Raw genomic sequence first — 23,645 nt, 5'->3', positions numbered from 1 at the left:
AGTTATTTACTATTGAGATATGATACCTTTTGGTATTATATAAGTGATACCAAAAGGTATCATAAGGAATCACAGATGACATCTGTTGCAACATTCAAAGCCTTGGGCGATCCAACGCGCCAGAAAATCTTAGCACTCTTAGCGGATGACGATATGACAATTGGTCAGGTTGTTGATCATTTTGATATGACGCGTGCTGGTGTGAAAAAACACATGCGGCTGTTAGAAGAAGGCGGTTTGATTTCCGTTACACCCGATGGGCGCGAACGTGTAAATTCGTTGAACCGCGCAGGTTTCAAAGAGATTGAAAAATGGTTGCAGTACTTTGATCAATTCTGGGATGATAAATTGGATGCCTTGTCGGATATTATTCATAAGGAACATATCAAATGAGTACATCAGAGATTATTAAAACGATATTTTTACCCGTTGGACCCGAGATCGCGTGGACGTATCTTACCGAAGCAGACAAGCTTGCGAAGTGGTTTCATGGGCCAAAAGAAGATTTGGTAATAGGGCCATATATTCTATACGGCAGCGAGAGCGGGGATAAGTTGTGCTGGGGGGATGTGCTGGCAATGGAGCCTGTAACACGTCTGGTTTACAGTTTCTCGACTAAATTTTTCCCTACAGTTTCATCAACTGTGGAGTGGAAGTTAGATGCCGTTGAAGGTGGGACACGGATCACAATGCATCACAAAGGTATGGAAAAGGCTGGGGATGCATTTATGGGATTGGTGCAGGCGCTTGATAAAGGGTGGGATGGCCATTTTGCAGAGCTGCGGGATTTAGCTGCTCGTTAAATGACTTGCCGCATATTATGCTCGCGTCCACTGCTCACACTGTGAAAAGACAGGACAGTTTTTCCATTATTGGGATCTATGAGTGTGTGGACGCATACGCCAAATACTTCTTCAAGAAATTTGGGCTTCAGAATTTCTTCTGGAGTGCCGATTGCGATCATTTTACCAGCTTGCATGACACCAATACGATCACATTTAAACGCTTGGTTTAGATCATGTAAGGCTACTACTGTCGTAGTGTCCAACTGGGTTACCAAATCCAGAATTGAAACTTGATAGGAAATATCAAGGTGATTGGTGGGTTCATCCAATAACAAAACACTGGGTTCTTGTGCTAATGCGCGGGCAATGTGAACGCGTTGTCGTTCGCCGCCTGATAATGTGTGCCAACTGCGATTTGCCATGTGATACATATCAACACTTCTTAAAGCAGTATCTACGATATAGGTATCATGTGCCGACCATGGGGATATTGCAGACAACCAGCATGTTCGGCCTAGTTCTACAGCATCACGTACCTTTATCAGATCCTGTGTTTCGGCTTGTTGTTCAACAAATGCCAGTTTCTGGGCAATCTGCCTGCGAGAGGTTTGTTTTAAGGAAATCCCATCTAATTCAACAACACCCTTTTGGGGTTTGCTGAGACCTGCAAGCATACGCATGAGAGTGGACTTGCCAGAACCGTTGGGCCCGATAAGGCCAAACATTTCGCCAGATTTGATGGATACGGAGACATCAGACACAATAGGTAATTGTCGTGCAGACCATGTTAGGTTTTGGGCTTCTAACTTCATCGTTGCCCCTTAATTAAGATGATCGCAAATGCAGGTGCACCGACCAAAGCTGTGACAACGCCTATCGGTAAAACTTGGCCTGGGATGATGACACGGGCGACGATATCTGCAAGGACAAGGAAAACAGCGCCTATGATTGCAGCTGTTGGAATAAGGGCTTTGTGGCGAACACCTACAAGGTAACGGGCAGCATGAGGAATGACCAAGCCAACAAATCCAATAGATCCTACAATGGACACCATTATAGCGGTCAATAAAGCGGTGATGCTGATCAATGTGATTTGAACACGGCGTATGGCAACACCGACGGAAGCAGCGGCATCTGTGCCGAATGTGAATGCATCAAGTGAGCGAGCATGGAGAAAGACAATAAATACACCAAGCAATGCAACAGGTGCTGCGGTTACTACATCAAACCAGCGCACACCAGATAGATTGCCAAGCAGCCAAAACATGATGCCACGCGCCTGGTCGGCGCTGGCGGATTTGGCAATTATGAAAGATGTTAACGCATTGAATAGTTGTGAGCCTGCAATCCCTGCCAGAACGAATTGTGCAGCCCCACCTCTGCCACTTGCGAGTTTGGCTAAGCCAGCAACAATAATGAAAGCGATGATGGCGCCACCAAAAGCGCCCGTGGACATTGAAATCGCGCCTGCACCAAACCCAGCGATTGATACAAGTACAGCACCAGTTGAGGCACCTGCGGATAAACCCAAGATATAAGGGTCGGCTAAGGCATTGCGTAATAATGCTTGTAAAACGACCCCAGAAACGGCCAATGCTGCACCACAAGAAGCGGCTACAATGGCACGTGGCAAACGGTATTCCCATAGGATGCCCTGATCAATCAGGTCTATGTCATAGCCCGCTGACCACATTTTATTTGCGATTGTTTTGAATGCAGTGATTGCCGAAATTTGGGTTTCACCAATCATTAAACCAGCTAGGATCGCTGCGAAAATCGCAACGATCCCTGCTAATGGCCAATAGAGACGAGACCAGTCAAACGTTTTTTGTATGACTGGTTCAGTTTCTACGGTGGTTGTCATTTTTTGATATCAAATTCTTGTACTGCATTCACAATAGTTTCTAATCCGCTTGCGATACGTATAGAAGGCTGAATAGCGTGTGCGTCAACAATAATAATGCGGTCATTTACGACAGCGTCTAATTTTGATGCCACTGGGTCGTTCTTTAGGAATTCCAACTTCATTTTGTAGTCATCCATGGTGCGCCGACGACGGTCCATACGGGCCAGAACGATAATATCAGGGTTGGCTTTTGTAATGGTTTCCCAACCAACAATTGGCCACTCTTCGTCTGTTTCGATGACATTGCGGATGCCAAGTTCTTTTAACATGAAACCAGGTACGCCTTTTTGACCTGCTACATATGCATCTGAATCTTGATCAGGGCTTGAGAACCAAACAACAGCAGATAGGTCTTTTGCATCTAGCGCTTTTGCCTGTTCAATTGCTTTGTTGTATCTGTCTTGTAAGCTTGTCATCGCAGCTTGTCCTGCGCTTTGTACATTAAAGATTGTGCTGAACTGTGTGATGCCTTGATAGATGCTATCCATGGAAAAACTTTCCAGGCGTGTGCCATCTCCACCTGTGCTGTTATCTTTGCCAATGCAATCTGATGGCATTGTGTATGACTGGATACCAAAGCCTTCGAATTGTTCATGAGTTCCAACACTGCCCTCTGGGCCAATGTACCATTCGTATTGGGACGTTACCAATTGCGGTTTCTTGGCAAGCACGCTTTCAAAGCTAGGTGTGTTATCTGCCAACCGTTCTACTTTATCATTCACAGCTTTATATTTTGGGGAAACATCGGTGAACCAAACAGCTGTACCAGCTACGCGTTCTGCCAAACCAAGCTCATATAGCATTTCAGTTGAGGCTTGGCCAATGCTTACAGCGCGCTCTGGAGCTGCATTAAATGTGAGGCTGCGACCACAATTGTCTATTGTAAGCGGATATTGTGTTTCATCAGCAAAAGCGACGCCTGTGCTGAGTAGTAAGGCTGAAATAGCGAGCATTTCATATTTCATGTGTTTCTCCAATTTGTGTGAGTGTGTTGTTCAACTTAATCGGGACTGTTGATGCCGTTGTTGAGTGGAATTCGGGTCGCGAGCCAGCATGGCGCGCTCAATCTTGCTCAGTTTTGTCATCACTTCTGATGGGCTTGCACCCGCTATGCGTGCTTTGCGCCATATTTTTAAGCATGAATTTGGTGACCAAGGCAGACAGGCATCCATAAGCCATCTTCGTAATTCAACAGGCAGGGCATCATATGATCGCATTGGATCATGGCTTCTGCGCGTTTTTGGCAGGCCTGTTGTTCCGAGATTAGCATTGCGAAGTTGGGTCATGTCATTACTCAAGTGCGGTCATTGCATATGGGTGATAATTATTTGATTCTTAATTATGTTATAACATAACACTCCGCAAGTGATTAAATGATGTCAAAGGTGAAAAACAATGTGGATATTCGTCAGCAACAAAAAGCCCCACAAGTAAGACTTGTGAGGCTTCTATCTTGGAGTGGTAAACGGCTAATCAATTACCGAAATATTGTGTCCCACCAGCTGCTCCGCTGCCGCGTAACAAGCGTACATATGTTTGGGCATCGTAAACCACGACACATTTTGAATGATCATAATTTGATGTTTGACCGTTATAACCATAATTACCGTGGTAGCATTGGCTGTCCGCGTCTTTGAAAGACCACTCACCAGCATTGTTCCCGGCGTATGGGGACACATAGCTGCCGCCTTCGATATATTCGTAGTTGGTAACTTGGTGGCCTGGGCCTGTGTGATGTGAATTGCGTTCTGGAATATTTTGGGCGGATGCAGTGCTTACGATGCTGATTGTGGCAGCGAAAGCAGCAGTGCTTAGAATATATTTCATCGTAATCCCCTCGTACTAATTACAAAAGCTAAGGTTAACCGAAATTAATCGAGAGTCAAAGATTCCGCCTTTGATGACAGGGTTTGCCAGAGAATTTGTTACCTCAGAGATACAAAAAACGCGCGACTGTATCTGAATTGGAAACAATGGAATTTAAGCGATCTTATTGTTGAGTTTAGCGGTTTTGTTCGTGTTCAAAACGTTGCTTGGCAACCTTTTCATTTTGGTCCGCTTTTTGATTTTGCGTCATACACATTTCAACAAAACTTAAATGCTCTTCGATTGCTTTACGGGCGGCTTTTGGATCACGCCCAACGATTGTATCATGAATTTTACGATGTTGGTCTAAGAGGGCGGTACGTGTTGTGCGAACTTTGAACATGACTTGACGATTGTAAAACACACCTGCACGTAACATTTCAAACATAGACCGCATCATATGTAGCATGAATACGTTGTGGGATGCTTCGACAATTGCCATGTGGAATTCAGCATCCAATGCAGATTCTTCGGCTGGGTTACGTTTGTTGTGGGCGTTTTCCATTTTCTTGAAAATGGCGCTGATGACCTTGATATCTGTATCAGATGCCAAACGAGCGGCGCGTTCGGCAGCTAATCCTTCTAGGTCACGACGGAATGCGATGTAATCGAACAAGGCTTCGTCATGGCTGGCGAAGAGTTGGATCAAAGGTTCTGAAAAAGCGCTGCCCAATACATCGGCTACGTACACACCCGATCCTTTACGCGTGGTTAACAACCCACGGCTTTCCAGATCAGAAATGGCTTCACGCAGAGACGGCCGAGACACGCTCATCTTTTCGGATAAATCCCGTTCAGATGGCAAGCGTTCGCCAGGACGCAGGATACCACGTAGAATTAATTGCTCGATCTGATGCATCACGGTGTCCGCGACGCGTTCTTGGTTTATTTTCTGAAACGGCATACGGTTCCCCAATCGAAGTCCTTCAAATTTATGCTTAATGCCGATTGGGATCAAGTAAAAGAAAGGCCGCTTCGGGGAGGAGTGAGCGGCCTAGAGGTGGGCAATTCGGTCGTGGTGCGGGCAGAATTAGGCCGCTGGGCGGATTATAATTTCCACACGGCGGTTTTTAGATTTGCCGAATTCATCATCATTTGAAGCAATCGGTGTTGTTTCACCACGCCCATAAGAAACGATACGGCTATCTGAAACACCTTGGTCGGTTAAGATATCTGTAACGGAATATGCACGATCTGCTGACAATGCTTGGTTGTATTCTTCGCTACCAGAGCTGTCTGTGTGACCGATTACGTCAACTGTTGTGTCAGAGTATTCACGCAGGTTGTTAGCGATTTTGTAAATCTCTGGGCGGAAATCATTGCGCACATAAGTACTGTCTGTGTCGAATGTGATGCCTTCTGGCAGTGTTACGACCAGTTCAGAACCTGTGTTGCGAATGGTTGTGTCTTTGGATGATAAGCTGTCACGCAATGCTTGTTCTTGTTTATCCAAACGGTTGCCAACAACGCCACCAATGGCTGTGCCAGCGATTGTACCAATGACAACGTCTTTTTTGCTGTCGCCCAAGATCAGGCCAGCAAGCGCACCTGTTGCGGCACCAATACCAGCACCTTGCACAGTATTTTTTTGTGGACTGTTTGCGATGTCATCACATGCGGATAATAGAAATGCGGATAGGATAGTCAGGCCAATGGCCCTGCCTTGATTTTTCATAACTGCCTCGTTCTTTTTTATAGATGGGCCCTTTGTGGGCCCTTATGGTATTCATATTACTAGTTTTGTTGACTTCCGACAAGTCCACCGATCACGGCACCAGCTGCTGCGCCAACTGTCACGTCGCGACGGCTGTCACCAAGGACCAAACCAGCAAGGGCGCCAGTACCTGCGCCTACGCCTGCACCACGAATGGTGTTTTTCTGTGGACTGTCATCAATAGCGTCACATGCGGTTAGCGCAAATGCGGCCAAAATGCTTAGGCCAATGGCCTTTGGGGAATTACTCATAGCTGCCTCGTTTTATAGTTATACCTAAACATAAAAGGGCAGTTTGGGACTATTTCAAGAGTTTTGCGCGCTTATCCCTGTAAGTGGCGGGTTTTTGCGCAGTCAGTTTTGCGCATCAAATCGAACGGATTCCCATGCCAACATGGCGCGCTTAACGGGTAAACCCCAATGATATCCGCCCAATCCGCCCGATTTACGCAGGGCGCGGTGGCATGGGATCAGCCAACTGATAGGGTTACGTCCAACGGCTGTACCAACAGCGCGCACAGCTTTGGGACTGCCGATATGTTCGGCGATTTCGCTATATGTGGTGACTTGGCCAGAGGGGATGGAGAGCAAGGCTTCCCAGACTTTGATTTGTAGGGGGGAGCCAATCAAATGGAGATTTGCAGGTTGGTCGTTGTTGATCAGTGATGCAACATCCAAACTGTCAGGGTTTTCGATATAAGTTGCTTGTGGCCAGCGCGATGTCATATCTTTCATCGCATGATCGCGCCCAAATTCAGCAGTAAACGCAAGACCGCAAATGCCGCGATCTGTGCCCATAACCAGCATGTCACCAAAGGGGCTGTCGAAATAGCCATAATTGATGGTTAAACCCGCACCCTTTTTTGCATATTCCCCTGGGCTCATCGCTTCCCATTTCAGGAACAAATCATGTAAACGGCTGCTGGAAGAGAGGCCCGTTTCATTGGTAGTTTCCAGTACTGTAAAACGATCTTGGAGCAATGTTTTGGCATGGTTTAGGGTCAAATATTGCTGATATCGTTTTGGGCTTACGCCTGCCCATTGCGAAAAAACGCGTTGAAAATGCATAGGTGATAGCCCCGCAGCTGAGGCAACATCCTCTAGCTTGGGTTGGTCATGCAAAGTGTCACCGATATAGTCGATGGCGCGGGCAATTACGGCGTGATGATATGGATCTTGTGTCATGATTTGATCATGCGGCATTGCGCCAAATCATACCACCCGTTTCTTGCGAGAAAGGGTTGGTTTTAGGTTTCCCATGTGGCACATAGCATAAATGGCTAAACAACTTGATTATCACACCATTTATGAAATGTTTCGCCGCTTTCGAGATCAGGAAGCGGAACCCAAAGGCGAATTGAACCATTCCAACGCCTATACACTTGTTGTGGCTGTCGCTTTATCAGCGCAAGCCACCGATGTTGGGGTGAATAAAGCCACAGAAGCTTTGTTCAAAATTGTGGATACGCCACAAAAGATGCTGGATTTGGGGATGGATGGTTTGATCGAACATATCAAGACGATCGGGCTTTACCGCCAAAAGGCGAAGAATGTGATGAAGGCCAGCCAGATTTTGGTGGATGATTACGATGGTATCGTTCCATCTTCGCGCGCCGCTTTGGAAAGCTTACCAGGTGTGGGGCGTAAGACGGCAAATGTTGTGTTGAACATGTGGTTCAAGCAACCAACACAGGCGGTGGATACGCATATTTTACGCTTTGGTAATCGTGCTGGTGTGGCTGTTGGCAAAGATGTGGTGCAAGTGGAACGCGCGATAGAGGATCATATCCCCGCAGAGTTCCAACAACATGCGCATCACTGGATGATTTTACATGGGAGGTATGTGTGTAAGGCACGCAAACCCGTCTGTGCAAACTGTTTAATTGAAGATTTATGTCCTTTTGAGGAGAAAACAAATGGCTAAAAAATATCAAATCGTTGGCGTAGGGAACGCTTTGGTGGACGTACTGGCAAAATGTGATGACGCGTTTTTGACAGAGGCTGGCATCGATAAAGGTGTGATGCAGTTGATAGACACAGACCGTGCGGCAGAGCTGTATGGGAAAATGGGTTCAGCACAGGAAGTATCTGGTGGGTCCGCGGCTAATACGATTGCAGGCATTGCTGCCCTTGGCGGACGGACAGGATTTATGGCGAAGGTACGTGATGATCAGTTGGGTGCGATTTTTGCCCATGATATTCAAGCACAAGGCACTGATTTTTCAACACGTCAGGCCCCACATGATCATGCGACGGAAACAGGACGTTGTCTGGTTTTGGTAACCCCAGATGGTGAGCGTTCTATGAACACATATCTTGGCGTATCGTCTGAGATGTCTGCAAATGATTTGGATGTTGGCATGTTAGCCAATACCGATTGGATTTATTTGGAAGGATATCTGTTTGACAGTCCTGCAAACCAAGCGGCGTTTTATATGGCAGCGAATGCAACAAAGCCTGCGGGCGGTAAGGTTTCATTGACTTTGTCTGACCCGTTTTGTGTAGATCGTCACCGTGATGCGTTTCGCGCATTTGTAAAAGACCATGTTGATTTGTTGTTCTGTAACGAACATGAAATGCAGGCGCTTTATCAAACAGAAACACTGGACGAAGCATTAGACATTGCTGCAACAGAAGTTGAAACCGTTGCTTGTACGGCCAGTGAAAAAGGCGCTTACATTTTGAATAGTGGCGAAAAGATTCACGCAAAAGCAAACCCTGCAACCGTTGTTGATGCTACGGGTGCTGGCGATATGTTTGCAGCGGGTTTCCTACACGGCTTGGCATCAGGCAGTGATTTGCTGACATGTGGTGAAATGGGCTGTGTCGCAGCGGGTGAGGCGATCAGTCATATGGGTGCGCGTCCCGAAACAGATTTGAAAGAGCTGTTTGCTCAGCATAATTTGGCATAAGTTAAATTTGGATATTTAGACCATAAAGAAACAAGAAGGTGCGCCCTGTTTGCAAGGCATGCGAAACAGGGCGGCTTCTTCATGGACGGTCATCGGCGTCCCCGCCTGTACCGTGCTCCCAATAAAACGCGGAATTGGTTTCTTTATGGTTAAAATATCCTGCAGGTGAATTGTGCGAAAGCGCAAGAGGGGCGCATAGCCCCTTTTTTATTCACCAAGTTTGGCGTGAACCTCATCTAGGTCAATTTCGCCGATTGGCATTTTGTTGCTTGGATCCATCGCATCATATTTGAACAATACGAAATCTCGTTTGTAGATTTCATAGACCAGATGCATGGATAGATCATCAAAGTAATCTTCCACTGGATGCGCGCGTTTTGGCCCGTGACCTTCGCTTTCGTTAAAGCGTGGCATTGTATCTATGTCCAATTCAAAGCTGGTATTGATGTTTTTCATCACATCTTTCATACCCGTTTTGAAATCTTCGGTAGAGATTATTTTATCATAACGGCCACCATTTTTGACCAATGTGGATGCATGTCCTGCAACGGCTGACCAGTGAATATCTGGGTCCATTGGGCGGCGAAACTTTATAGTGTCACGCACGAATAAAAGGAAACGGCGGAAGGATTTGATTTGATCGAAATCACCTTCAACCTCTACGCCGTATTGACGTGCGAGTTTTGGAACTAAGTTTCCACGATAATGTTTGCCATTACGCTGAATGCCGCAAATTTTGTCAAAAAACGCAGATAAAACGCGCGTGTATGGATTGCGCACGCATGTAAAAGTATAGGTGTCTTGGGCTGTTACACGATCTGTGATGAAAGATTGGCTTTCATCAATACCCCATTTGTGGATACCCGTTTTTGCATCGTGAATATCACCATCAAAGAAACGCCCATGATCAGAATAGAACATAATCTGACCGATTGTTGAACAGGCACACTTTGGGATAACCCGATAGACCACACTTTGACTTTCTGTCATCCAAGTTCCTGGAAATCCCATACTTTACTGCCCCTTTACGATGCTTTTATTAGCATTTTACAATGTTAGATGTACCTATATAGCGATAAATTGCCAAGAAAAAGTGTTTTCGGAGCCGCATCTATTCTATAGAAAGAAACCTGAGGCAAAGGTTAAGCAGTTAATATGGTAAAAATAGCGTATATTTTGCTCTGTCATAAGGATCCTGAATCGATTATCCGACAGGCGATTGGTCTAACCGCGGCAGGCGATTTTATTTCGATTCATTTTGATGCACGTGCATCTGCGGCGGATTTTAAGAAAATTAAAGATGGGTTGGCTGACAATCCGAATGTATCTTATGGTAAACGTTTGAAGTGTGGCTGGGGCGAATGGTCTTTGGTCGAAGCATCGCTGAATGCGATTGAAGCTGCAGAAGAGGCGTTTCCTTCCGCCACCCATTTTTACATGGTGTCTGGAGATTGTATGGCTATTAAGCCAGCGACCTATACACATAAATTTTTAGAAGACCGTAATTTTGATTTTGTCGAATGCGAGGATTTCTTTGAATCCGACTGGATTAAGGTCGGGTTGAAAGAAGAACGCTTGATTTACCGTCACTGGTTTAATGAACGGCAACAAAAGACGATGTTTTATACATCATTAAACTTGCAACAAAAGTTGGGCATCAAACGCAGTGTCCCAAATGATATCGAAATGCGTATTGGTTCGCAGTGGTGGTGTTTGCGACGTAAGACGATTGAAGCTATTTTGCAATTTACGAAGCAACGTCGTGATGTGATGAGTTTTTTCAAGACAACATGGATTCCAGACGAAACTTTTTTCCAGACACTGGTTTGCCATCTTGTTCCAGAAGAGGAAATTGAAGCCCGTACTTTAACGTTTCTTATGTTCTCGGATTATGGGATGCCTGTTACGTTTTTTAATGATCAATATGAATTGTTGCTGTCACAAGAACACTTATTCGCGCGTAAAATTTCAACGCATGCAACGGATTTGAAAGAGCGATTGAGTAAGCTTTATTCAGGTCCAGATGTGGATTTGAATATTACCAGCGAGGGGCGCCAGCTTTATGGATATTTAACTAAGCGAGGGCGGGATGGGCGCCGTTATGCGCAACGTTTCTGGGAAAAAGAAGCCAGTATTGGGCGCGAACGTGAACTGCTCATAATCATTTGTAAGAAATGGCATGTAGCAAAGAGGTTTTTGAATGCAGCCAAAGAACATCTAGGTGTGAATGGTGTTGGTTATTTGTTTGATGAAGCAGGTACATCTTTACCGAACGTTGGTGGTATTGAAAAAACCCTTGAGAAACGTGCGCGCCATAGACGGTCTTTTGTGCGAATGATTTATGAGGATATGGCCACAGATCGTTTGATCGTATGTTTGGACCCAAGTAATATTGATGTACTCGATGATTTTTATGGGGACCGCGCCACGATTAAAACCATGGAAATTGCATGCAGCTTTACAAATGATTATATTAGGGGGCATGCGATCCGATCTGGGATTGCGAATGAAAACAGTTCTGAGGATGCATTGGCACGTTTGGTGCCAACTGTACGCCAAGATTTGGCGTTTGAAAGTGATCGTATCAGAGACCGTAATTTTCCACATCTCTATTCGATTTCGGATAAGCACAGCCCTGAGGATAACATGATGCAAATCTCAGCGTTTTTAGATATTGGTGAAGAAAAAGCACGCCACATTGCTGAAACCCCATACTTATTTTCAGATTAGGAGAGCCTGAATTATGGCCTATTCATATGACCCCGAAAATATCTTTGCCAAGATTTTGCGTGGCGAAATTCCAAACAGCACAGTTTTGGAAACAGATCATGCGTTGGCGTTTCATGATATTGCCCCTGCAGCCCCAGATCATGTTTTGGTGATCCCAAAAGGACCTTATGTAAGCTATGATCATTTTGCATCTGAAGCATCGGATGCAGAGATCGTCGGCTACACACGTGCGATTGGCGAAGTTTGTAAAATGCTGGGCGTTGATCTTGGTCATGAAGGCGAAGGTTTTCGCTTGATTGCGAACACTGGCAGAAATGGTGTGCAAGATGTGCCACATCTGCATGTTCACATTTTGGCAGGGCGTCCTTTGGGCCCGATGATTAAAAAGGCTTAAAGTTCGCCGTAAACCATTGCAGCATACGCTTGTTCTGGCTAAATATACCTAAAGCTTAAGCGATGAAAGACAGTAGCCATGGCACAAGAAGCCCCTGAAGTGATCGAAGTAGATAAAATGCGCATTGCCTGTGATGGTGGTGAAGGCGGCCATCCACGTGTTTGGTTGCAAATTCCAGGTGAACATGGCTGGGTGGAATGCCCATATTGTGATTGCAAATTTGTGCTAAAAGAGGGTGCTACTGTAGGTCACTGATCTGTAAGCAACCGCTGACATTTTTCTAACATTTTTATTTGTGTGACAGGGACGTGGTCTTTGCGAAAGGCTGGTGCGGATGTGATGGCATAAACCGTTTTGCCTAATGATGTTGTGCCTTTGCCAATAAGTGTCCAATCGCTGCGATCATATTTGTGAAAGCCAACTGAAAACGTTGTGCCATCTGAACATGTAGCGGTTCCTGTACCGCCAGAATTTGTTGGGTTTGCAGCCCATTCCCCTGAACAAAGCAGGCCATTCGATAATATGCCAATGATTTCACCCTTGAAATACCCATTGGTGCGTCCTGTGAAAGTCGCCTCTTGTCCTGCAATACATCCCACCATTGGGGCGCAATGACCCGTTTGGGATGTCCCATCGCAGGCTTGTGCTAATGTCAGGGGTTTGGGTGCTGGACGCGTGGTTGTGTAGATTAGGGCTGCGCCAATTGCGAAAATTATCGCAAGCAATGCTGTAACTGTTGTGGTCTTCAAGCTGGAATCCAAGTATGAATTTGTGAAAGGCAATTAAGGAGCGTTCATCGTGGGAAGTCAATCAATTGGTCAAGGTCATCACTTACATCTGATTGATGGTTCTGGATTTATCTTTCGCGCCTATCACGCCTTACCACCACTGACCCGTAAATCTGATGGTTTGCCTGTTGGGGCGATCAGTGGGTTTTGCAATATGCTGTTTAAAATGGTGGAAGATCAGAAGGGTTCTGATGCGCCTACGCATGTTGCCGTGATCTTTGATCATAAGGGCAAAACATTCCGTTCTGATATTTATCCTGAGTATAAAGCAAACCGCCCACCAGCGCCTGAAGATCTGGTGCCGCAATTTCCTTTGACGCGTGAAGCGACACGGGCGTTTAATTTGGCTTGTATTGAAACCGAAGGCTATGAGGCGGATGATATTATTGCGACTTTGGCTGTACGTGCACGCGATGCAGGGGCACGTGTGACAGTGATTTCATCTGATAAAGACCTGATGCAATTGGTGGGTGGTGGTGTCGAGATGTTTGACGCCATGAAGAACAAACGGATTGGCGTGGATGAGGTCGAAGAGAAGTTTGGCGTTGGCCCTGACCGTGTGATTGATGTGCAATCGCTTGCAGGGGATAGTGTGGACAATGTGCCTGGCGCCCCAGGGATTGGCATTAAAACGGCGGCGCTTTTGATTAATGAATACGGTGATCTGGATACTTTGTTGGAGCGTGCCGGTGAGATTAAGCAACCGAAACGGCGTGAAACCTTGATCGAGAAAGCTGATCAAATTCGGATTAGCCGTGATTTGGTAACTTTGGCGACGGACATGCCGCTGGATGTGGATTTTGCGGATTTAGAGATCAAAGACCCTGAACCAGATGTTTTGTTAGGGTTCTTGGCTGAAATGGAATTCCGTTCGATGACAGGACGGATTGCTACGAAATTAGGTGTGGAAGCCCCGAATATTCCAGAACCCGTTTCCGGCGGGGGATCGACCCCCGCCACAAACGGTGGGGCTGTTGCCCCACATGCCCCCATTGATCCCGAGAAATATGAATGCGTGCGCGATGCAGCAGCATTGCAAGTCTGGATTGATAAGATCAAAGAACGTGGACATGTGGCGTTTGATACGGAAACCACTGGCCTGAACGAGATGATCGTTGATCTGGTTGGTATTTGTTTGTGCGTTGACGCAGGCGAGGCTTGTTATATTCCATTGACCCATAAAGAGGGTGAGGGGGATTTGTTCGGGGGATCTGATCTGGCTGATGGTCAGATGCCATTGGATGAAGCTTTGAAAATGTTAAAGCCCGTTTTAGAAGATCCTTCGATCATGAAAATCGGCCAAAACATGAAGTATGATTACAAGCTGATGAAACGCTATGGTGTTACCATTGCGCCTGTGGATGATACGATGTTGCTGTCCTATGCGCAAAATGGCGGCAAGCATAACCATGGTATGGATGCATTGTCAGAGCGCTATTTAGATCATAAGCCAATCTCTATCAAAACGCTTTTGGGGACCGGTAAGTCTGCGATCACTTTTGACATGGTGCCGATTGATGAGGCTGTGAAATATGCAGCTGAGGATGCGGATATCACGTTGCGGTTGTGGCAGCTGTTTAAACCGCAGTTGCATATGGAAAAGGTCACGCGCGTTTATGAGGGGCTAGAACGCCCATTGATCCCTGTTCTGGCAGATATGGAAATGAATGGGATTAAGGTGGACCGTGATCATCTGTCCCGTATGTCGAATAACTTTGCTCAACAGATGGCTGGTTTGGAAGCTGAGATTCATGAACTCGCAGGGCAAGAATTTAATGTGGGTTCACCTAAACAACTTGGTGAAATCTTGTTTGATAAATTGGGTCTTGAGGGCGGTAAAAAAGGAAAGACTGGAGCCTATTCCACAGGTGTAGATGTGCTTGAGGATTTAGCGGCTGAAGGGAATACCTTGCCTGCCAAAGTGTTAGATTGGCGTGGGATGTCGAAGTTGAAAAGCACCTATACGGATGCGTTGCAGGGGCATATCAATGCTGAAACAGGCCGTGTGCATACATCTTACGTTATATCTGGAGCGAGTACAGGACGTTTGGCGTCAACCGATCCGAATTTACAGAATATTCCTATCCGCACGCCTGCTGGGCGCCAAATTCGTGAAGCTTTTATAGCCGAAGAAGGCAATACGTTGGTGGCTTTGGATTACAGCCAAATCGAATTGCGCATTCTGGCGCATATTGCGAAGATTGATAGTTTAAAACAGGCATTTATGGATGGGCATGATATTCACGCGATGACGGCATCTGAGATGTTCCATGTGCCGATTGAAGGCATGGATCCGATGATCCGTCGTCAGGCCAAAGCGATTAACTTTGGCGTGATTTATGGGATCAGCGGGTTTGGTTTGGCGCGTAATTTGCGTATTCCACGCAAAGAAGCACAGGCGTTTATTGATACGTATTTCGAGAAATTCCCTGGTATTCGGACCTATATGGATAACACGGTCGCCTATGCAAAAGAACATGGGTATGTGCAAACATTGTTTGGTCGTAAAATTCACACAGCGGAGATTAACGCCAAGGGGCCACACGCAGGCTTTGCCAAACGTGCGGCTATCAACGCACCTATTCAAGGAACAGCCGCAGATGTGATCCGGCGTGCTATGATCTGCATGCCAGATGCGATTGCGCATTTACCTGCTAAGATGCTGTTGCAAGTGCATGATGAATTATTGTTTGAAGTGCCAAAAGATGCGGTGGATGAGACCATTTCCGTTGTACGTGATGTGATGGAAAATGCCGCTATGCCTTTGGTGAAATTAGATGTTCCGTTGATCGTGGATGCAGGCCAAGGCGCGAATTGGGCCGAGGCGCACTGATTTGAAAATTCTTGCATTCAGTGATCTGCATCGAGATGCGAAAGCTTTGCATGAAATTATGCAAGAGAGTGGCAATGCGGACATTCTGATTGGTGCAGGAGATTTTGCAACACAGGGGCTGGGTACAGATGATACGATGTTGATTTTAGCTAAGGCTAAAATACCAGTAATTATCGTGTCAGGAAATCATGATGACACAAAAGTATTGCGTGCGATATGTAATCGATTTGAAAATTTGCACATGCTCCATGGCGAAGTGCTTAGTATAAATGGTGTCGATTTTTTTGGTTTAGGTGATGAAATACCACATCGAAATGACGCAGAGTGGAACCAATCTTTAAGTGAAAATGAAGCTGCTGATATGTTGCAGGCCTGCCCCGCTGCCGGAGTGTTGATCACGCATAGCCCGCCATTAGGATATTGTGACCAACAAGAAAACGGAACGCATGAAGGCAGCGCCGCTATTCGAGATACAATAAAATTAAAACAGCCTGTTTTGAACTTATGCGGGCATATTCATGAAGCTTGGAATACAACCGCCATGATTGGGGAAACTCAGGTATTTAACTTGGGGCCAACAGCGCACTGGTTCGACGTTTGAACACGATTAAAATTTAACCCAAGACAAGGCTGATTTCTTGGTTATACTCCTTCTCTAAAAAAGGGAGACTATGACTATGTATTCAAAAATTCTTATTCCAATCGCACCTGATCATCTTGGACATGTTGCTGCTGCACTTGAATTGGCAGAAGTATTGCGGGCAAAGGATGGAAAAATTATTTTGATGTCTGCGATTGAAGCGGCTCCTGCGCATATGCAATCACATATGCCGGATGATTATTTGATTAAAGAAAAAGCAGAGGCTGTGGCCAAGTTGCAAAAAGATGCAGACGGGCATGGCAACACAGAAGTCATGGTTGTGACGGGTAAGCCTTCAGGTTCAATTTTGGAGCACGCAAAGCTGACAAATTCAGACTGTATTATCATCGGATCACACAAGCCTGATTACATGGATTACTTTATTGGTTCCACTGCGGCGCGTGTTGTACGCCATGCACAGTGTTCTGTGCATGTTATTCGCTAAACACTGCCTTCGGTTTCAATGACTAATACACGCGCAGCTCCTTGTGGATGGGCAACATGCTCATCTCCACACTGCGCGTGAAATATATCACCGATATTTAAACGGTGTATATATTCGATCCCATCTTTTCGGATGTGCATATCGACCATGCCATCAAGAACGACAAACACTTCTGGACCATCATTGATGTGCCACTTATAGGGTTGATCCGTCCAATGTAGGCGGATGGTTGCATTTTGAATGTGCTCTATGTCCAATGCATCCCATGCTTGTTTGCCAGTGAAATCTTTGGGGTGAAAAACGTTCATTTAGTGGCCTGCCTGTTTCGTTTGAAGTCAGGATATGATATCTATCTCGTAGTACTCATGGAAATACGCAGATCGGTTTATCTGCCTTCGAAACGACGGAAAAATACGTGAAAAACTTGCGAAACGCAGAAAGCTTGGATCCGACGAATAGGCGGTTGTTAGAGCTGCTTTCTGAAAACAGCAGACAATCAGCAACGGCTTTGGGTAAAACATTGGGATTATCGCGCACGGCTGTTCAAGATCGTATTGCTAAGTTGGAATACTCAGGTGTGATTGCGGGATATACGGCTGTGCTTAATGTGCAAGAAGAAGACATCGAGGCATTGATCTCTGTAGAGATATTGGGACGGCCTTGTTTGCCTGTTTTGAAAAGCCTTAAGGGGTTGCAAGGTGTGATTAAAGTTCTTTCCCTTGCTGGTGCAGTAGATGCTGTGGTTTGGGTTAAAGTGCCTTCTACGAAAGCTCTTACACAGCTTGTTGACAAAATTGCAGAAGATCAAAGAATTGGTGCAGTTCAGTCTCAGGTGATTTTAAACGATCTTTAGGATTAACCAGCGCCTCTTAAGCGGCTTTCTTCTGTCGAGGGTACGTATGTACGATGCGCAAATTTATTCAAACTTGCCCATGTTTCTGTGTTGATATCCGTGTAAGGTTCGCCAGTTACAACTTCAATTTTTAGATGTTTTGCGAGCGTTTCTAAATCCGCATTTTTAACTGCATTTCCAACGACAGCATATGCAATCATAGGGCCTATGATAAGGGTGGGCATATCACCAAGTTCACCACCGCGATCTGCCAATGTGCAGCCTAATGATAGTCCGCAAACTGTTGTGGTTTGATTGCCATCGAACATTGCAGAAGTGGGGCGTAAATCGGAACACTTACCATCAACTTGTTCAAGCATATCCAATGCATAAAGTGGTCCGTTTATACCCACCGCGCAAAGCCATCTTGTCGCTTTGCCAAGTTCATCAGCCTCGCCCCAATGATATCCTGCACCCCGTGCGGCTTTGCGGCAATGGGCTTCAATCTCGGTTAAGGAATAACAAGGCATCAATCGATACTCGGATAGGCCCAGTCATCGAATGGGGCTGTTGCCAATTCATCTGGGAAAGGTGCATTTTGATACATGCAAATACGCAACCAACGGTCAGAGCGTGGGTCGAATTTTGTAGCGCCAAAGAAGGATAGTTTGCAGCGTAACATATCGATGGGCAGCATATTTGCACTGATCTGATTGTCGCGTATTTCTGCGTAGGGCAATTTCTGTGTAAGTTGTGCACGACGTGCCACTTGGCGATATTCTGGGTGCTTCATTAACACATCTGCCAATAGTGCAGATGATGGCCACAACTCTAGTACTTTACAAAACTTATCTATGTCTTGTGCTATGGTATGAGGTTGCTCCAGATCGCCACCATCTTCTTCGAAACGTTCGCCTAATCGTGGTTCTAGTTTTTCTTCGGAAACGTACCAGAAGCGGGAACGACTGTCGGGGCATGAATAATCATTATCAAGCGCCCAAGCGTAGTTTTCATATATGCAACCGAGTGTATCTGAAACGGTTTTCGTTCCATCTATCGCAAAGGTTTCTGCTTCATCTGCTTTCATGCAATTGGCCAAGTCATCAACCAAATCAGGGTAGGGTTCTAGAAGTAAGCTCACCAGCTGTTCTTGACCTTCGGTTGATAGGTTATCCGCTGCCCAAGTCGCAAGTGCATCCCATGCGTATGGTTGGGAAAGGTCTGCGTTTTCAACGTGCGCATTCAATGTAGATAAATCAGATCGAAGTGCTGTGATTTTTTCGATTTGCAGTGGATGCTCAGATTGCCAATCATCTGCGTTTTTAATCGCACGGCTTAGGAAATTTTTAAAAGTCGTTCGTTCAGATGTACTTGCTGTTTCTACAGACCTTACAAGAGAAAAAGCCTCTTCGCGTGACGCAATCCAATTGTTTAATAGTGCTGGGTGGAACGTTAAGAAAGGCGCCATTCCTAACCCAGTGGAATTACCGATGCCAAATTCGCGGCGTAAGTTTGGGTCAAGTGTAATCGCTTTATCGCCGCCTTTGGTGCGGGCAGCGTGTTCCACCAAATCCATAACAAACGCGCGGGTCAGATAAACGCTCAGTAACTCTACACGAAACGGATCAGCCATCATCGGGCGGTGCATGAAACTGGTTCTGTCAGCCGCACCAAATTTGCCATTCCCATAAACAGCGGTTGTACGCATCAGATACCCAACAGAGCGGATCAACTCTGGGTCTGGTTGCCGGCCATCTGCCAATCTATCGACCACATGTCCCCACAAACGGTTTGAACGATTGGCACGGCTTAAGCTGAGTTCAGATGGCGAAATACGTCCAGCTTCTTGATACGGTACATTTTGCGATAGTCGTTCGATATCTGCATCCGTTGGAACACCATCAAACAGAGTGAACGTGCAATCCCAAGCGGTTGCGATTACGCGATCAGATCGCATGTCATCGGGTAGATCATGCGCAAAGGCGATCAGTGAATATGTATGTGTTGGGCCAATGGCGGAATAAACGGCATGACCGACGCAAGTGTCGTCAATTTGAAACGCTTTGACTTCGAACTGCCATTCTTCGGATTGTAGCCGGCGCAGTAAAGCACGCATGAAACTAAGACGGGATTGATGGAACGATCCCATTTGCGAAAGCCGCATGACCGTGTTTGGGTCACGCAAAGGGGCTTTCCAGTTATTGGGGCGCGCGTCTGTTGTCATCATGCCGGCCCAAAGTTTTCATCATAAAAGCGTAACCAATTTTCGCCCATGACCTTACCAACGTCTTCGTCTGTCAGGCCAACAGCTTTTAACCCTTCTTCGATATTGCCAAAGTCGCGGTTGTCTTTGAACCAGCTTGGCATTGGCGGGAAACCTGCATCACTTGCCGATCCTTCACCGTAATCAATGTTCTTTGTCCAACGCCCTGTGCGCATCCATTCAACAATACTATCAGGTTGATCTTGGCATAAATCGGTGCCGATACCGATGTTATCAATACCCATCAGATCAGCGGTACGGGCAATCATCCCGCAGAAATTGTCCAAGGTGCAATCAGATTTCTGATCCAAATGGTGCGGGTAGACTGAAAAGCCCAACATGCCGCCAGATTGCCCCAAAGCCTTTAATAGGTCATCAGATTTATTGCGTAGCGCGGGATGCCAACTGGAAGGATTGGCATGTGTGATCGCAATTGGTCGGTTGGAAATCCCCATAGCCTCAAATGTAGACCTATCCGCAGAATGGCTCATATCCACAACCAAACCAACACGGTTCATTTCAGCAATCACTTCACGCCCCATACGGGTGACGCCAGTATCATCGTCTTCATAACACCCTGTGGCCAGAAGCGATTGGTTGTTATAGGTCAGCTGCATAAAACGAGCACCAAGCTTGTGATGGATTTCAACAAGCCCAATATCATCTTCAATCGGAGAAGGATTTTGGTAACCAAAGAAAATCGCTGTGCGGTTGGTTTCACGCGCCAAACGCACGTCAGCACCAGTGAGACCTTGAAAGATCAGATCAGGGAACTGTTCAAACCAACGGTTCCATTGTTCCATGTTCAAAACGGTTTCGCGAAAATTCTCATGATAAGCAATCGTCACATGTACAGCATCAACATTGCCTTCACGCATTTGGCGAAAGATTTTTTCAGACCATTTTGCGTATTGCAGATTGTCGATGCGATATGGGCGTTGTGATGTCATGTTTGAACCTGATGTGAAAACATAAGAAACGGTAGAGCCGTAAAAGAGATGCGTCAAACATTTTATGACGTGATATGCGAAGTGTAACCGTTCATTCCCGACATGGGGTTCCATGCACTTTTCAGTGATCAGGCGTGCAGCCATAGACAAGCGCACTGGCATGGCTAAGATACGCCCAAAGGATAAAAGGGACGGATACTTAATGGCACATATTGGATTGATCGGGATCGGCGTTATGGGCGGTGCATTTGCACTGAACTTGGCAGAAAAAGGCCATACGGTCAGTTTATTGGATCGCAGTTCTGAAAAAATGGCGGAAGCAGTGGGTGAAGCTAAATCAGAGGGTTTACCAGGTGAACTGATTGCCTGTGCTGATGCTGAAGTTTTCGTTCAGTCTTTACCAAAACCACGTTCTATCCTTGTTTTAGTACCATCAGGTGGCCCATTGGACAGCGTGATCGGTATGTTAAAGCCGCTCTTGGATAAGGGTGATCTGATCGCTGATCTCGGCAATTCAAACTATACAGACACAGAACGCCGTGTCGCCGAATTAGAAGACACAGGATTGATGTTCTTAGGCATGGGTATTTCAGGGGGTGCCGAAGGTGCGCGTCATGGCCCTGCGATCATGGCGGGTGGTTCCAAAGAAAGTTGGGCGCGTGTTAAGGCGCCATTGCAAGATAGCTCTGCAAAATTTGGCGATGATCCCTGTTGTGATTGGTTTGGTCCAGGCGGGTCAGGTCATTTTATCAAGATGCTGCACAACGGTATTGAATATGCGGATATGCAGCTGATTGCCGAAAGTTACGGTTTGATGGCCAATGGCTTTGGCATGACGCCCAAAGAGATCGGTGTTGTATTCAAGGAATGGAACAAAGGGCCTCTTGATTCCTACCTGATGGAAATCGCAGCAGAGGTTGCTTTGGCTGAGGATCCAAAGACTGGCAAAGCCATGCTGGATATCATTCTGGATAAAGCTGGGCAAAAAGGTACAGGCCGATGGTCTGTGATCGAAGCATTGCATTTGGGTGCCCCTGCCAGTTTGATGGCCGCTGCGGTTGAAGCGCGCAATATTTCTGCGGATGTAGACACACGTTTGGAAATGGAAGCGGCATTTGGCCCATCACCAGAACCTGTTTCGGATGTGGATAAAGCAGAAGCGATTAAGACGCTTGAAAGTGCCATGATAGCGGGAAAAATTTGTTCCTATGCACAAGGTTTTGAAGTGCTGCAAAAAGCGTCGGATCAATTCGAATGGGATTTGGACATGGCAGCGATTTCACGCGTCTGGCGCGCGGGTTGCATTATTCGATCTGTATTCTTGGATGAGATTTCAGATGTGTTCGACAATACGGATGAGCGCCATTTGATTTTGGCGCCTGTGTTCAAGAAACATATGCAAACCCATGCGCCTGCGTTGCAAGCAGTTGCTACGTTTGGCCTTGGCAATGGCCATGCGATCCCTGCCTTCGCCGCTGCATTAAACTATCACAATATGCGCCGCACGGGCCGTTCAACGGCAAATATGATCCAAGGTTTGCGTGATTATTTCGGTGCGCATACGTTTGAGCGTCTCGATAACCCAGGTGAAAAGGTTAACGGCCCTTGGCATGGCTAAGTTCTTAGATATTCTGAAATATGTAATGCCAATATTTATGCGCAACAATGAAAAAAAACGTAAGTGGCCATCTATCGAAAAAAATGGTTGGACAATTTCTGTACGCGGCAGATTTAGCGTTATTAGTTATATCGAAAAAGATAGATTAACTAAGCTTGAAGGCGAACTTGGTGAGCCTTCTGTTATTTGGATTTCTGAAAAAGATTGCTGGGAAGGACCGCATGGGCAACCCCTTACACAAAGTGAGCGTGATATGATTGCAGAACGAATATTATCAACCTTCACTAGTGGTTTTGTTGAAATAGTGACGGATGAATAAATCTACATTAATTCCGCCGACGGAATAATCGGGAAGAACATGCCCGACGACCAAACGCCGAACCATTGTTCGCCTTCGTGCTGTTCATGCACACCGATATCCACCAAGCGGTAGAAACTTTTGCGGTCGATCAAGGCTTCAAGATTGGCTCGGATCAAAACATATGGGGACGGTTCGCCTGTTTCAGGGTCACGGACAACGCGAATTGGGTTTTCGGGGCCTGCAACGGCAGTATCATCCACTTGTGTGGTGAATGTAATCACCTGATCTTTGCCTGAACCGTCAACATCGTAGTCAATGCCAAGGAATGGGGCGTCGTCCACTGTGATTCCGACTTTTTCCACAGGTGTCACTAAGAAATAGTCATCGCCATCTTTGCGGATGATGGATGAAAACAATTTCACCAGCGGCATACGGCCGATTGGGGTGCCCATATAGAACCAAGTGCCATCACGCGCGATGCGCATGTCCAAATCACCGCAAAACGGTGGATTCCACAGATGAACAGGGGGTGGACCCTTTTTCGACACAGCCTGAGCCGACTGAGCAATGCTATCAGCCGTTGGTTTTATAACTTTTTGGTCATCTTTTTGATTTGTCATTTGTCAGGCGCGCAATAGTTTCGTTTAATAGGTAGTAACAGATTAATAT

General features: G+C 46.1%; 29 protein-coding genes. 13 read left to right on the top strand and 16 right to left on the bottom strand.

Annotated features, from left to right (window positions below; all coding sequences use genetic code 11):
• Positions 1–75 precede the first annotated feature (75 nt).
• Both F9L33_RS11120 and F9L33_RS11115 read left to right on the top strand, forming a co-directional pair.
• Positions 76–393 carry a helix-turn-helix transcriptional regulator gene (locus F9L33_RS11120; RefSeq protein ID WP_152142853.1) on the top strand — a complete coding sequence of 106 codons (318 nt, stop codon included), beginning with the start codon at positions 76–78 and terminating at the stop codon, positions 391–393.
• Positions 390–803 carry an SRPBCC domain-containing protein gene (locus F9L33_RS11115; RefSeq protein WP_152142852.1) on the top strand — a complete coding sequence of 138 codons (414 nt, stop codon included), beginning with the start codon at positions 390–392 and terminating at the stop codon, positions 801–803. Before F9L33_RS11120 ends, F9L33_RS11115 begins: the two co-directional genes overlap by 4 nt.
• Here F9L33_RS11115 and F9L33_RS11110 read toward each other — a convergent pair.
• The 9 genes from F9L33_RS11110 to F9L33_RS11070 form a co-directional block, all read right to left on the bottom strand.
• A complete protein-coding gene (locus F9L33_RS11110; protein WP_152142851.1) occupies positions 800–1,597 on the bottom strand; it encodes an ABC transporter ATP-binding protein in 798 nt (265 codons plus the stop codon). The two genes, F9L33_RS11115 and F9L33_RS11110, sit on opposite strands and share 4 nt — an antisense overlap.
• Positions 1,594–2,649 (bottom strand): iron ABC transporter permease, encoded by a 1,056-nt coding sequence (locus F9L33_RS11105; RefSeq protein WP_152142850.1) that lies wholly within the window; start codon positions 2,647–2,649, stop codon positions 1,594–1,596. The genes F9L33_RS11110 and F9L33_RS11105 overlap by 4 nt, the downstream gene beginning before the upstream one ends.
• The gene (locus F9L33_RS11100; protein ID WP_152142849.1) at positions 2,646–3,656 is read right to left on the bottom strand and encodes an ABC transporter substrate-binding protein; all 1,011 of its coding nucleotides are present in this window, start codon (positions 3,654–3,656) and stop codon (positions 2,646–2,648) included. The genes F9L33_RS11105 and F9L33_RS11100 overlap by 4 nt, the downstream gene beginning before the upstream one ends.
• A 30-nt stretch (positions 3,657–3,686) precedes the next feature.
• Positions 3,687–3,977, bottom strand: coding sequence for a DUF6525 family protein (locus F9L33_RS11095; RefSeq protein ID WP_152142848.1), 291 nt, complete (start codon positions 3,975–3,977; stop codon positions 3,687–3,689).
• Positions 3,978–4,164: 187 nt separating this feature from the next.
• Positions 4,165–4,518, bottom strand: coding sequence for a hypothetical protein (locus F9L33_RS11090; protein ID WP_152142847.1), 354 nt, complete (start codon positions 4,516–4,518; stop codon positions 4,165–4,167).
• A 175-nt stretch (positions 4,519–4,693) separates the two neighbouring features.
• Positions 4,694–5,461: an FCD domain-containing protein gene (locus tag F9L33_RS11085; protein WP_152142846.1), complete on the bottom strand. Its 768-nt coding sequence runs from the start codon at positions 5,459–5,461 to the stop codon at positions 4,694–4,696.
• 126 nt (positions 5,462–5,587) lie between these two features.
• Positions 5,588–6,232, bottom strand: coding sequence for an OmpA family protein (locus F9L33_RS11080; RefSeq protein WP_152142845.1), 645 nt, complete (start codon positions 6,230–6,232; stop codon positions 5,588–5,590).
• 59 nt (positions 6,233–6,291) lie between these two features.
• Positions 6,292–6,522, bottom strand: a complete 231-nt coding sequence (locus F9L33_RS11075; RefSeq protein WP_152142844.1) for a YMGG-like glycine zipper-containing protein — start codon at positions 6,520–6,522, stop codon at positions 6,292–6,294.
• 102 nt (positions 6,523–6,624) lie between these two features.
• Positions 6,625–7,455 carry a bifunctional helix-turn-helix domain-containing protein/methylated-DNA--[protein]-cysteine S-methyltransferase gene (locus tag F9L33_RS11070; protein ID WP_152142843.1) on the bottom strand — a complete coding sequence of 277 codons (831 nt, stop codon included), beginning with the start codon at positions 7,453–7,455 and terminating at the stop codon, positions 6,625–6,627.
• 91 nt (positions 7,456–7,546) lie between these two features.
• On the opposite strand from F9L33_RS11070, the gene nth reads away from it, so the two are divergent.
• Positions 7,547–8,194, top strand: coding sequence for an endonuclease III (nth, locus tag F9L33_RS11065; RefSeq protein ID WP_152142842.1), 648 nt, complete (start codon positions 7,547–7,549; stop codon positions 8,192–8,194).
• Positions 8,187–9,182, top strand: coding sequence for an adenosine kinase (locus F9L33_RS11060; protein ID WP_152142841.1), 996 nt, complete (start codon positions 8,187–8,189; stop codon positions 9,180–9,182). Before nth ends, F9L33_RS11060 begins: the two co-directional genes overlap by 8 nt.
• Before the next feature lie 207 nt (positions 9,183–9,389).
• Here the strand turns inward: F9L33_RS11060 and F9L33_RS11055 are convergent, their stop codons facing one another.
• The gene (locus F9L33_RS11055) at positions 9,390–10,193 is read right to left on the bottom strand and encodes a sulfotransferase family protein (protein ID WP_152142840.1); all 804 of its coding nucleotides are present in this window, start codon (positions 10,191–10,193) and stop codon (positions 9,390–9,392) included.
• Positions 10,194–10,337: 144 nt separating this feature from the next.
• On the opposite strand from F9L33_RS11055, the gene F9L33_RS11050 reads away from it, so the two are divergent.
• The 3 genes from F9L33_RS11050 (at position 10,338) to F9L33_RS11040 (ending at position 12,561) form a co-directional block, all read left to right on the top strand.
• Complete coding sequence (locus F9L33_RS11050) at positions 10,338–11,912, top strand: DUF5928 domain-containing protein (protein WP_152142839.1); 1,575 nt, start codon at positions 10,338–10,340, stop codon at positions 11,910–11,912.
• A 13-nt stretch (positions 11,913–11,925) separates the two neighbouring features.
• A complete protein-coding gene (locus tag F9L33_RS11045) occupies positions 11,926–12,306 on the top strand; it encodes an HIT domain-containing protein (protein ID WP_152142838.1) in 381 nt (126 codons plus the stop codon).
• Between the two features lie 78 nt (positions 12,307–12,384).
• Positions 12,385–12,561, top strand: a complete 177-nt coding sequence (locus F9L33_RS11040) for a zinc-finger domain-containing protein (RefSeq protein ID WP_152142837.1) — start codon at positions 12,385–12,387, stop codon at positions 12,559–12,561.
• Here the strand turns inward: F9L33_RS11040 and F9L33_RS11035 are convergent.
• The gene (locus tag F9L33_RS11035; RefSeq protein ID WP_152142836.1) at positions 12,555–13,055 is read right to left on the bottom strand and encodes a hypothetical protein; all 501 of its coding nucleotides are present in this window, start codon (positions 13,053–13,055) and stop codon (positions 12,555–12,557) included. The two genes, F9L33_RS11040 and F9L33_RS11035, sit on opposite strands and share 7 nt — an antisense overlap.
• A gap of 49 nt (positions 13,056–13,104) precedes the next feature.
• Here F9L33_RS11035 and polA point away from each other — a divergent pair, with 49 nt between their 5' ends.
• The 3 genes from polA to F9L33_RS11020 all read left to right on the top strand — a co-directional run bounded on the left by polA (position 13,105) and on the right by F9L33_RS11020 (position 17,012).
• On the top strand, positions 13,105–15,927 hold the full coding sequence (polA, locus tag F9L33_RS11030) for a DNA polymerase I (protein ID WP_152142835.1): 2,823 nt from the start codon (positions 13,105–13,107) through the stop codon (positions 15,925–15,927).
• Between the two features lies 1 nt (position 15,928).
• Positions 15,929–16,528, top strand: a complete 600-nt coding sequence (locus F9L33_RS11025; RefSeq protein ID WP_193222027.1) for a metallophosphoesterase — start codon at positions 15,929–15,931, stop codon at positions 16,526–16,528.
• Positions 16,529–16,604: 76 nt separating this feature from the next.
• Positions 16,605–17,012 (top strand): universal stress protein, encoded by a 408-nt coding sequence (locus F9L33_RS11020; RefSeq protein ID WP_193222026.1) that lies wholly within the window; start codon positions 16,605–16,607, stop codon positions 17,010–17,012.
• Here F9L33_RS11020 and F9L33_RS11015 read toward each other — a convergent pair.
• Positions 17,009–17,320: a cupin gene (locus F9L33_RS11015; protein ID WP_152142832.1), complete on the bottom strand. Its 312-nt coding sequence runs from the start codon at positions 17,318–17,320 to the stop codon at positions 17,009–17,011. The two genes, F9L33_RS11020 and F9L33_RS11015, sit on opposite strands and share 4 nt — an antisense overlap.
• A 107-nt stretch (positions 17,321–17,427) precedes the next feature.
• Between F9L33_RS11015 and F9L33_RS11010 the strand changes: the two genes are divergently transcribed.
• Positions 17,428–17,865, top strand: coding sequence for an Lrp/AsnC family transcriptional regulator (locus F9L33_RS11010; RefSeq protein ID WP_226804098.1), 438 nt, complete (start codon positions 17,428–17,430; stop codon positions 17,863–17,865).
• Positions 17,866–17,867: 2 nt separating this feature from the next.
• On the opposite strand, the gene F9L33_RS11005 is transcribed toward F9L33_RS11010, so the two are convergent.
• Genes F9L33_RS11005 through F9L33_RS10995 form a run of 3 tightly spaced genes read right to left on the bottom strand, consistent with a single transcriptional unit; the run spans position 17,868 to position 21,057 of the window.
• Complete coding sequence (locus F9L33_RS11005) at positions 17,868–18,374, bottom strand: DUF3726 domain-containing protein (protein WP_152142831.1); 507 nt, start codon at positions 18,372–18,374, stop codon at positions 17,868–17,870.
• Positions 18,374–20,071: a hypothetical protein gene (locus F9L33_RS11000; protein WP_226804097.1), complete on the bottom strand. Its 1,698-nt coding sequence runs from the start codon at positions 20,069–20,071 to the stop codon at positions 18,374–18,376. The genes F9L33_RS11005 and F9L33_RS11000 overlap by 1 nt, the downstream gene beginning before the upstream one ends.
• Complete coding sequence (locus tag F9L33_RS10995; RefSeq protein WP_152142946.1) at positions 20,068–21,057, bottom strand: membrane dipeptidase; 990 nt, start codon at positions 21,055–21,057, stop codon at positions 20,068–20,070. Before F9L33_RS10995 ends, F9L33_RS11000 begins: the two co-directional genes overlap by 4 nt.
• A gap of 160 nt (positions 21,058–21,217) precedes the next feature.
• On the opposite strand from F9L33_RS10995, the gene gndA reads away from it, so the two are divergent.
• The gene (gndA, locus tag F9L33_RS10990) at positions 21,218–22,675 is read left to right on the top strand and encodes an NADP-dependent phosphogluconate dehydrogenase (protein ID WP_226804095.1); all 1,458 of its coding nucleotides are present in this window, start codon (positions 21,218–21,220) and stop codon (positions 22,673–22,675) included.
• Positions 22,668–22,994 (top strand): hypothetical protein, encoded by a 327-nt coding sequence (locus F9L33_RS10985; RefSeq protein ID WP_152142830.1) that lies wholly within the window; start codon positions 22,668–22,670, stop codon positions 22,992–22,994. The genes gndA and F9L33_RS10985 overlap by 8 nt, the downstream gene beginning before the upstream one ends.
• A 2-nt stretch (positions 22,995–22,996) precedes the next feature.
• On the opposite strand, the gene F9L33_RS10980 is transcribed toward F9L33_RS10985, so the two are convergent.
• Complete coding sequence (locus F9L33_RS10980; protein WP_152142829.1) at positions 22,997–23,596, bottom strand: DUF1285 domain-containing protein; 600 nt, start codon at positions 23,594–23,596, stop codon at positions 22,997–22,999.
• Between the last annotated feature and the right edge of the window lie 49 nt (positions 23,597–23,645).

It is taken from the genome of Amylibacter sp. SFDW26 (genome assembly GCF_009184395.1).
Lineage (GTDB): Bacteria > Pseudomonadota > Alphaproteobacteria > Rhodobacterales > Rhodobacteraceae > Amylibacter.
This window is presented reverse-complemented; position numbering and strand designations above follow the sequence as displayed.

Excerpts from the sequence above, each read along its gene's own strand:
- F9L33_RS11110 (WP_152142851.1), bottom strand. The coding sequence starts at position 1,597 with ATGAAGTTAGAAGCCCAAAACCTAACATGGTCTGCACGACAATTACCT.
- F9L33_RS11090 (WP_152142847.1), bottom strand. The coding sequence starts at position 4,518 with ATGAAATATATTCTAAGCACTGCTGCTTTCGCTGCCACAATCAGCATC.
- F9L33_RS10985 (WP_152142830.1), top strand. The coding sequence starts at position 22,668 with ATGGCTAAGTTCTTAGATATTCTGAAATATGTAATGCCAATATTTATG.
- F9L33_RS11120 (WP_152142853.1), top strand. The coding sequence starts at position 76 with ATGACATCTGTTGCAACATTCAAAGCCTTGGGCGATCCAACGCGCCAG.
- F9L33_RS10980 (WP_152142829.1), bottom strand. The coding sequence starts at position 23,596 with ATGACAAATCAAAAAGATGACCAAAAAGTTATAAAACCAACGGCTGAT.
- F9L33_RS11045 (WP_152142838.1), top strand. The coding sequence starts at position 11,926 with ATGGCCTATTCATATGACCCCGAAAATATCTTTGCCAAGATTTTGCGT.
- F9L33_RS11005 (WP_152142831.1), bottom strand. The coding sequence starts at position 18,374 with ATGCCTTGTTATTCCTTAACCGAGATTGAAGCCCATTGCCGCAAAGCC.
- F9L33_RS11085 (WP_152142846.1), bottom strand. The coding sequence starts at position 5,461 with ATGCCGTTTCAGAAAATAAACCAAGAACGCGTCGCGGACACCGTGATG.
- F9L33_RS11070 (WP_152142843.1), bottom strand. The coding sequence starts at position 7,455 with ATGACACAAGATCCATATCATCACGCCGTAATTGCCCGCGCCATCGAC.
- F9L33_RS11000 (WP_226804097.1), bottom strand. The coding sequence starts at position 20,071 with ATGATGACAACAGACGCGCGCCCCAATAACTGGAAAGCCCCTTTGCGT.
- F9L33_RS11095 (WP_152142848.1), bottom strand. The coding sequence starts at position 3,977 with ATGACCCAACTTCGCAATGCTAATCTCGGAACAACAGGCCTGCCAAAA.
- gndA (WP_226804095.1), top strand. The coding sequence starts at position 21,218 with ATGGCTAAGATACGCCCAAAGGATAAAAGGGACGGATACTTAATGGCA.
- F9L33_RS11020 (WP_193222026.1), top strand. The coding sequence starts at position 16,605 with ATGTATTCAAAAATTCTTATTCCAATCGCACCTGATCATCTTGGACAT.
- F9L33_RS11040 (WP_152142837.1), top strand. The coding sequence starts at position 12,385 with ATGGCACAAGAAGCCCCTGAAGTGATCGAAGTAGATAAAATGCGCATT.
- F9L33_RS11015 (WP_152142832.1), bottom strand. The coding sequence starts at position 17,320 with ATGAACGTTTTTCACCCCAAAGATTTCACTGGCAAACAAGCATGGGAT.
- F9L33_RS11105 (WP_152142850.1), bottom strand. The coding sequence starts at position 2,649 with ATGACAACCACCGTAGAAACTGAACCAGTCATACAAAAAACGTTTGAC.
- F9L33_RS11100 (WP_152142849.1), bottom strand. The coding sequence starts at position 3,656 with ATGAAATATGAAATGCTCGCTATTTCAGCCTTACTACTCAGCACAGGC.
- F9L33_RS10995 (WP_152142946.1), bottom strand. The coding sequence starts at position 21,057 with ATGACATCACAACGCCCATATCGCATCGACAATCTGCAATACGCAAAA.
- F9L33_RS11050 (WP_152142839.1), top strand. The coding sequence starts at position 10,338 with ATGGTAAAAATAGCGTATATTTTGCTCTGTCATAAGGATCCTGAATCG.
- F9L33_RS11075 (WP_152142844.1), bottom strand. The coding sequence starts at position 6,522 with ATGAGTAATTCCCCAAAGGCCATTGGCCTAAGCATTTTGGCCGCATTT.
- F9L33_RS11115 (WP_152142852.1), top strand. The coding sequence starts at position 390 with ATGAGTACATCAGAGATTATTAAAACGATATTTTTACCCGTTGGACCC.
- F9L33_RS11080 (WP_152142845.1), bottom strand. The coding sequence starts at position 6,232 with ATGAAAAATCAAGGCAGGGCCATTGGCCTGACTATCCTATCCGCATTT.
- F9L33_RS11060 (WP_152142841.1), top strand. The coding sequence starts at position 8,187 with ATGGCTAAAAAATATCAAATCGTTGGCGTAGGGAACGCTTTGGTGGAC.
- F9L33_RS11055 (WP_152142840.1), bottom strand. The coding sequence starts at position 10,193 with ATGGGATTTCCAGGAACTTGGATGACAGAAAGTCAAAGTGTGGTCTAT.
- nth (WP_152142842.1), top strand. The coding sequence starts at position 7,547 with ATGGCTAAACAACTTGATTATCACACCATTTATGAAATGTTTCGCCGC.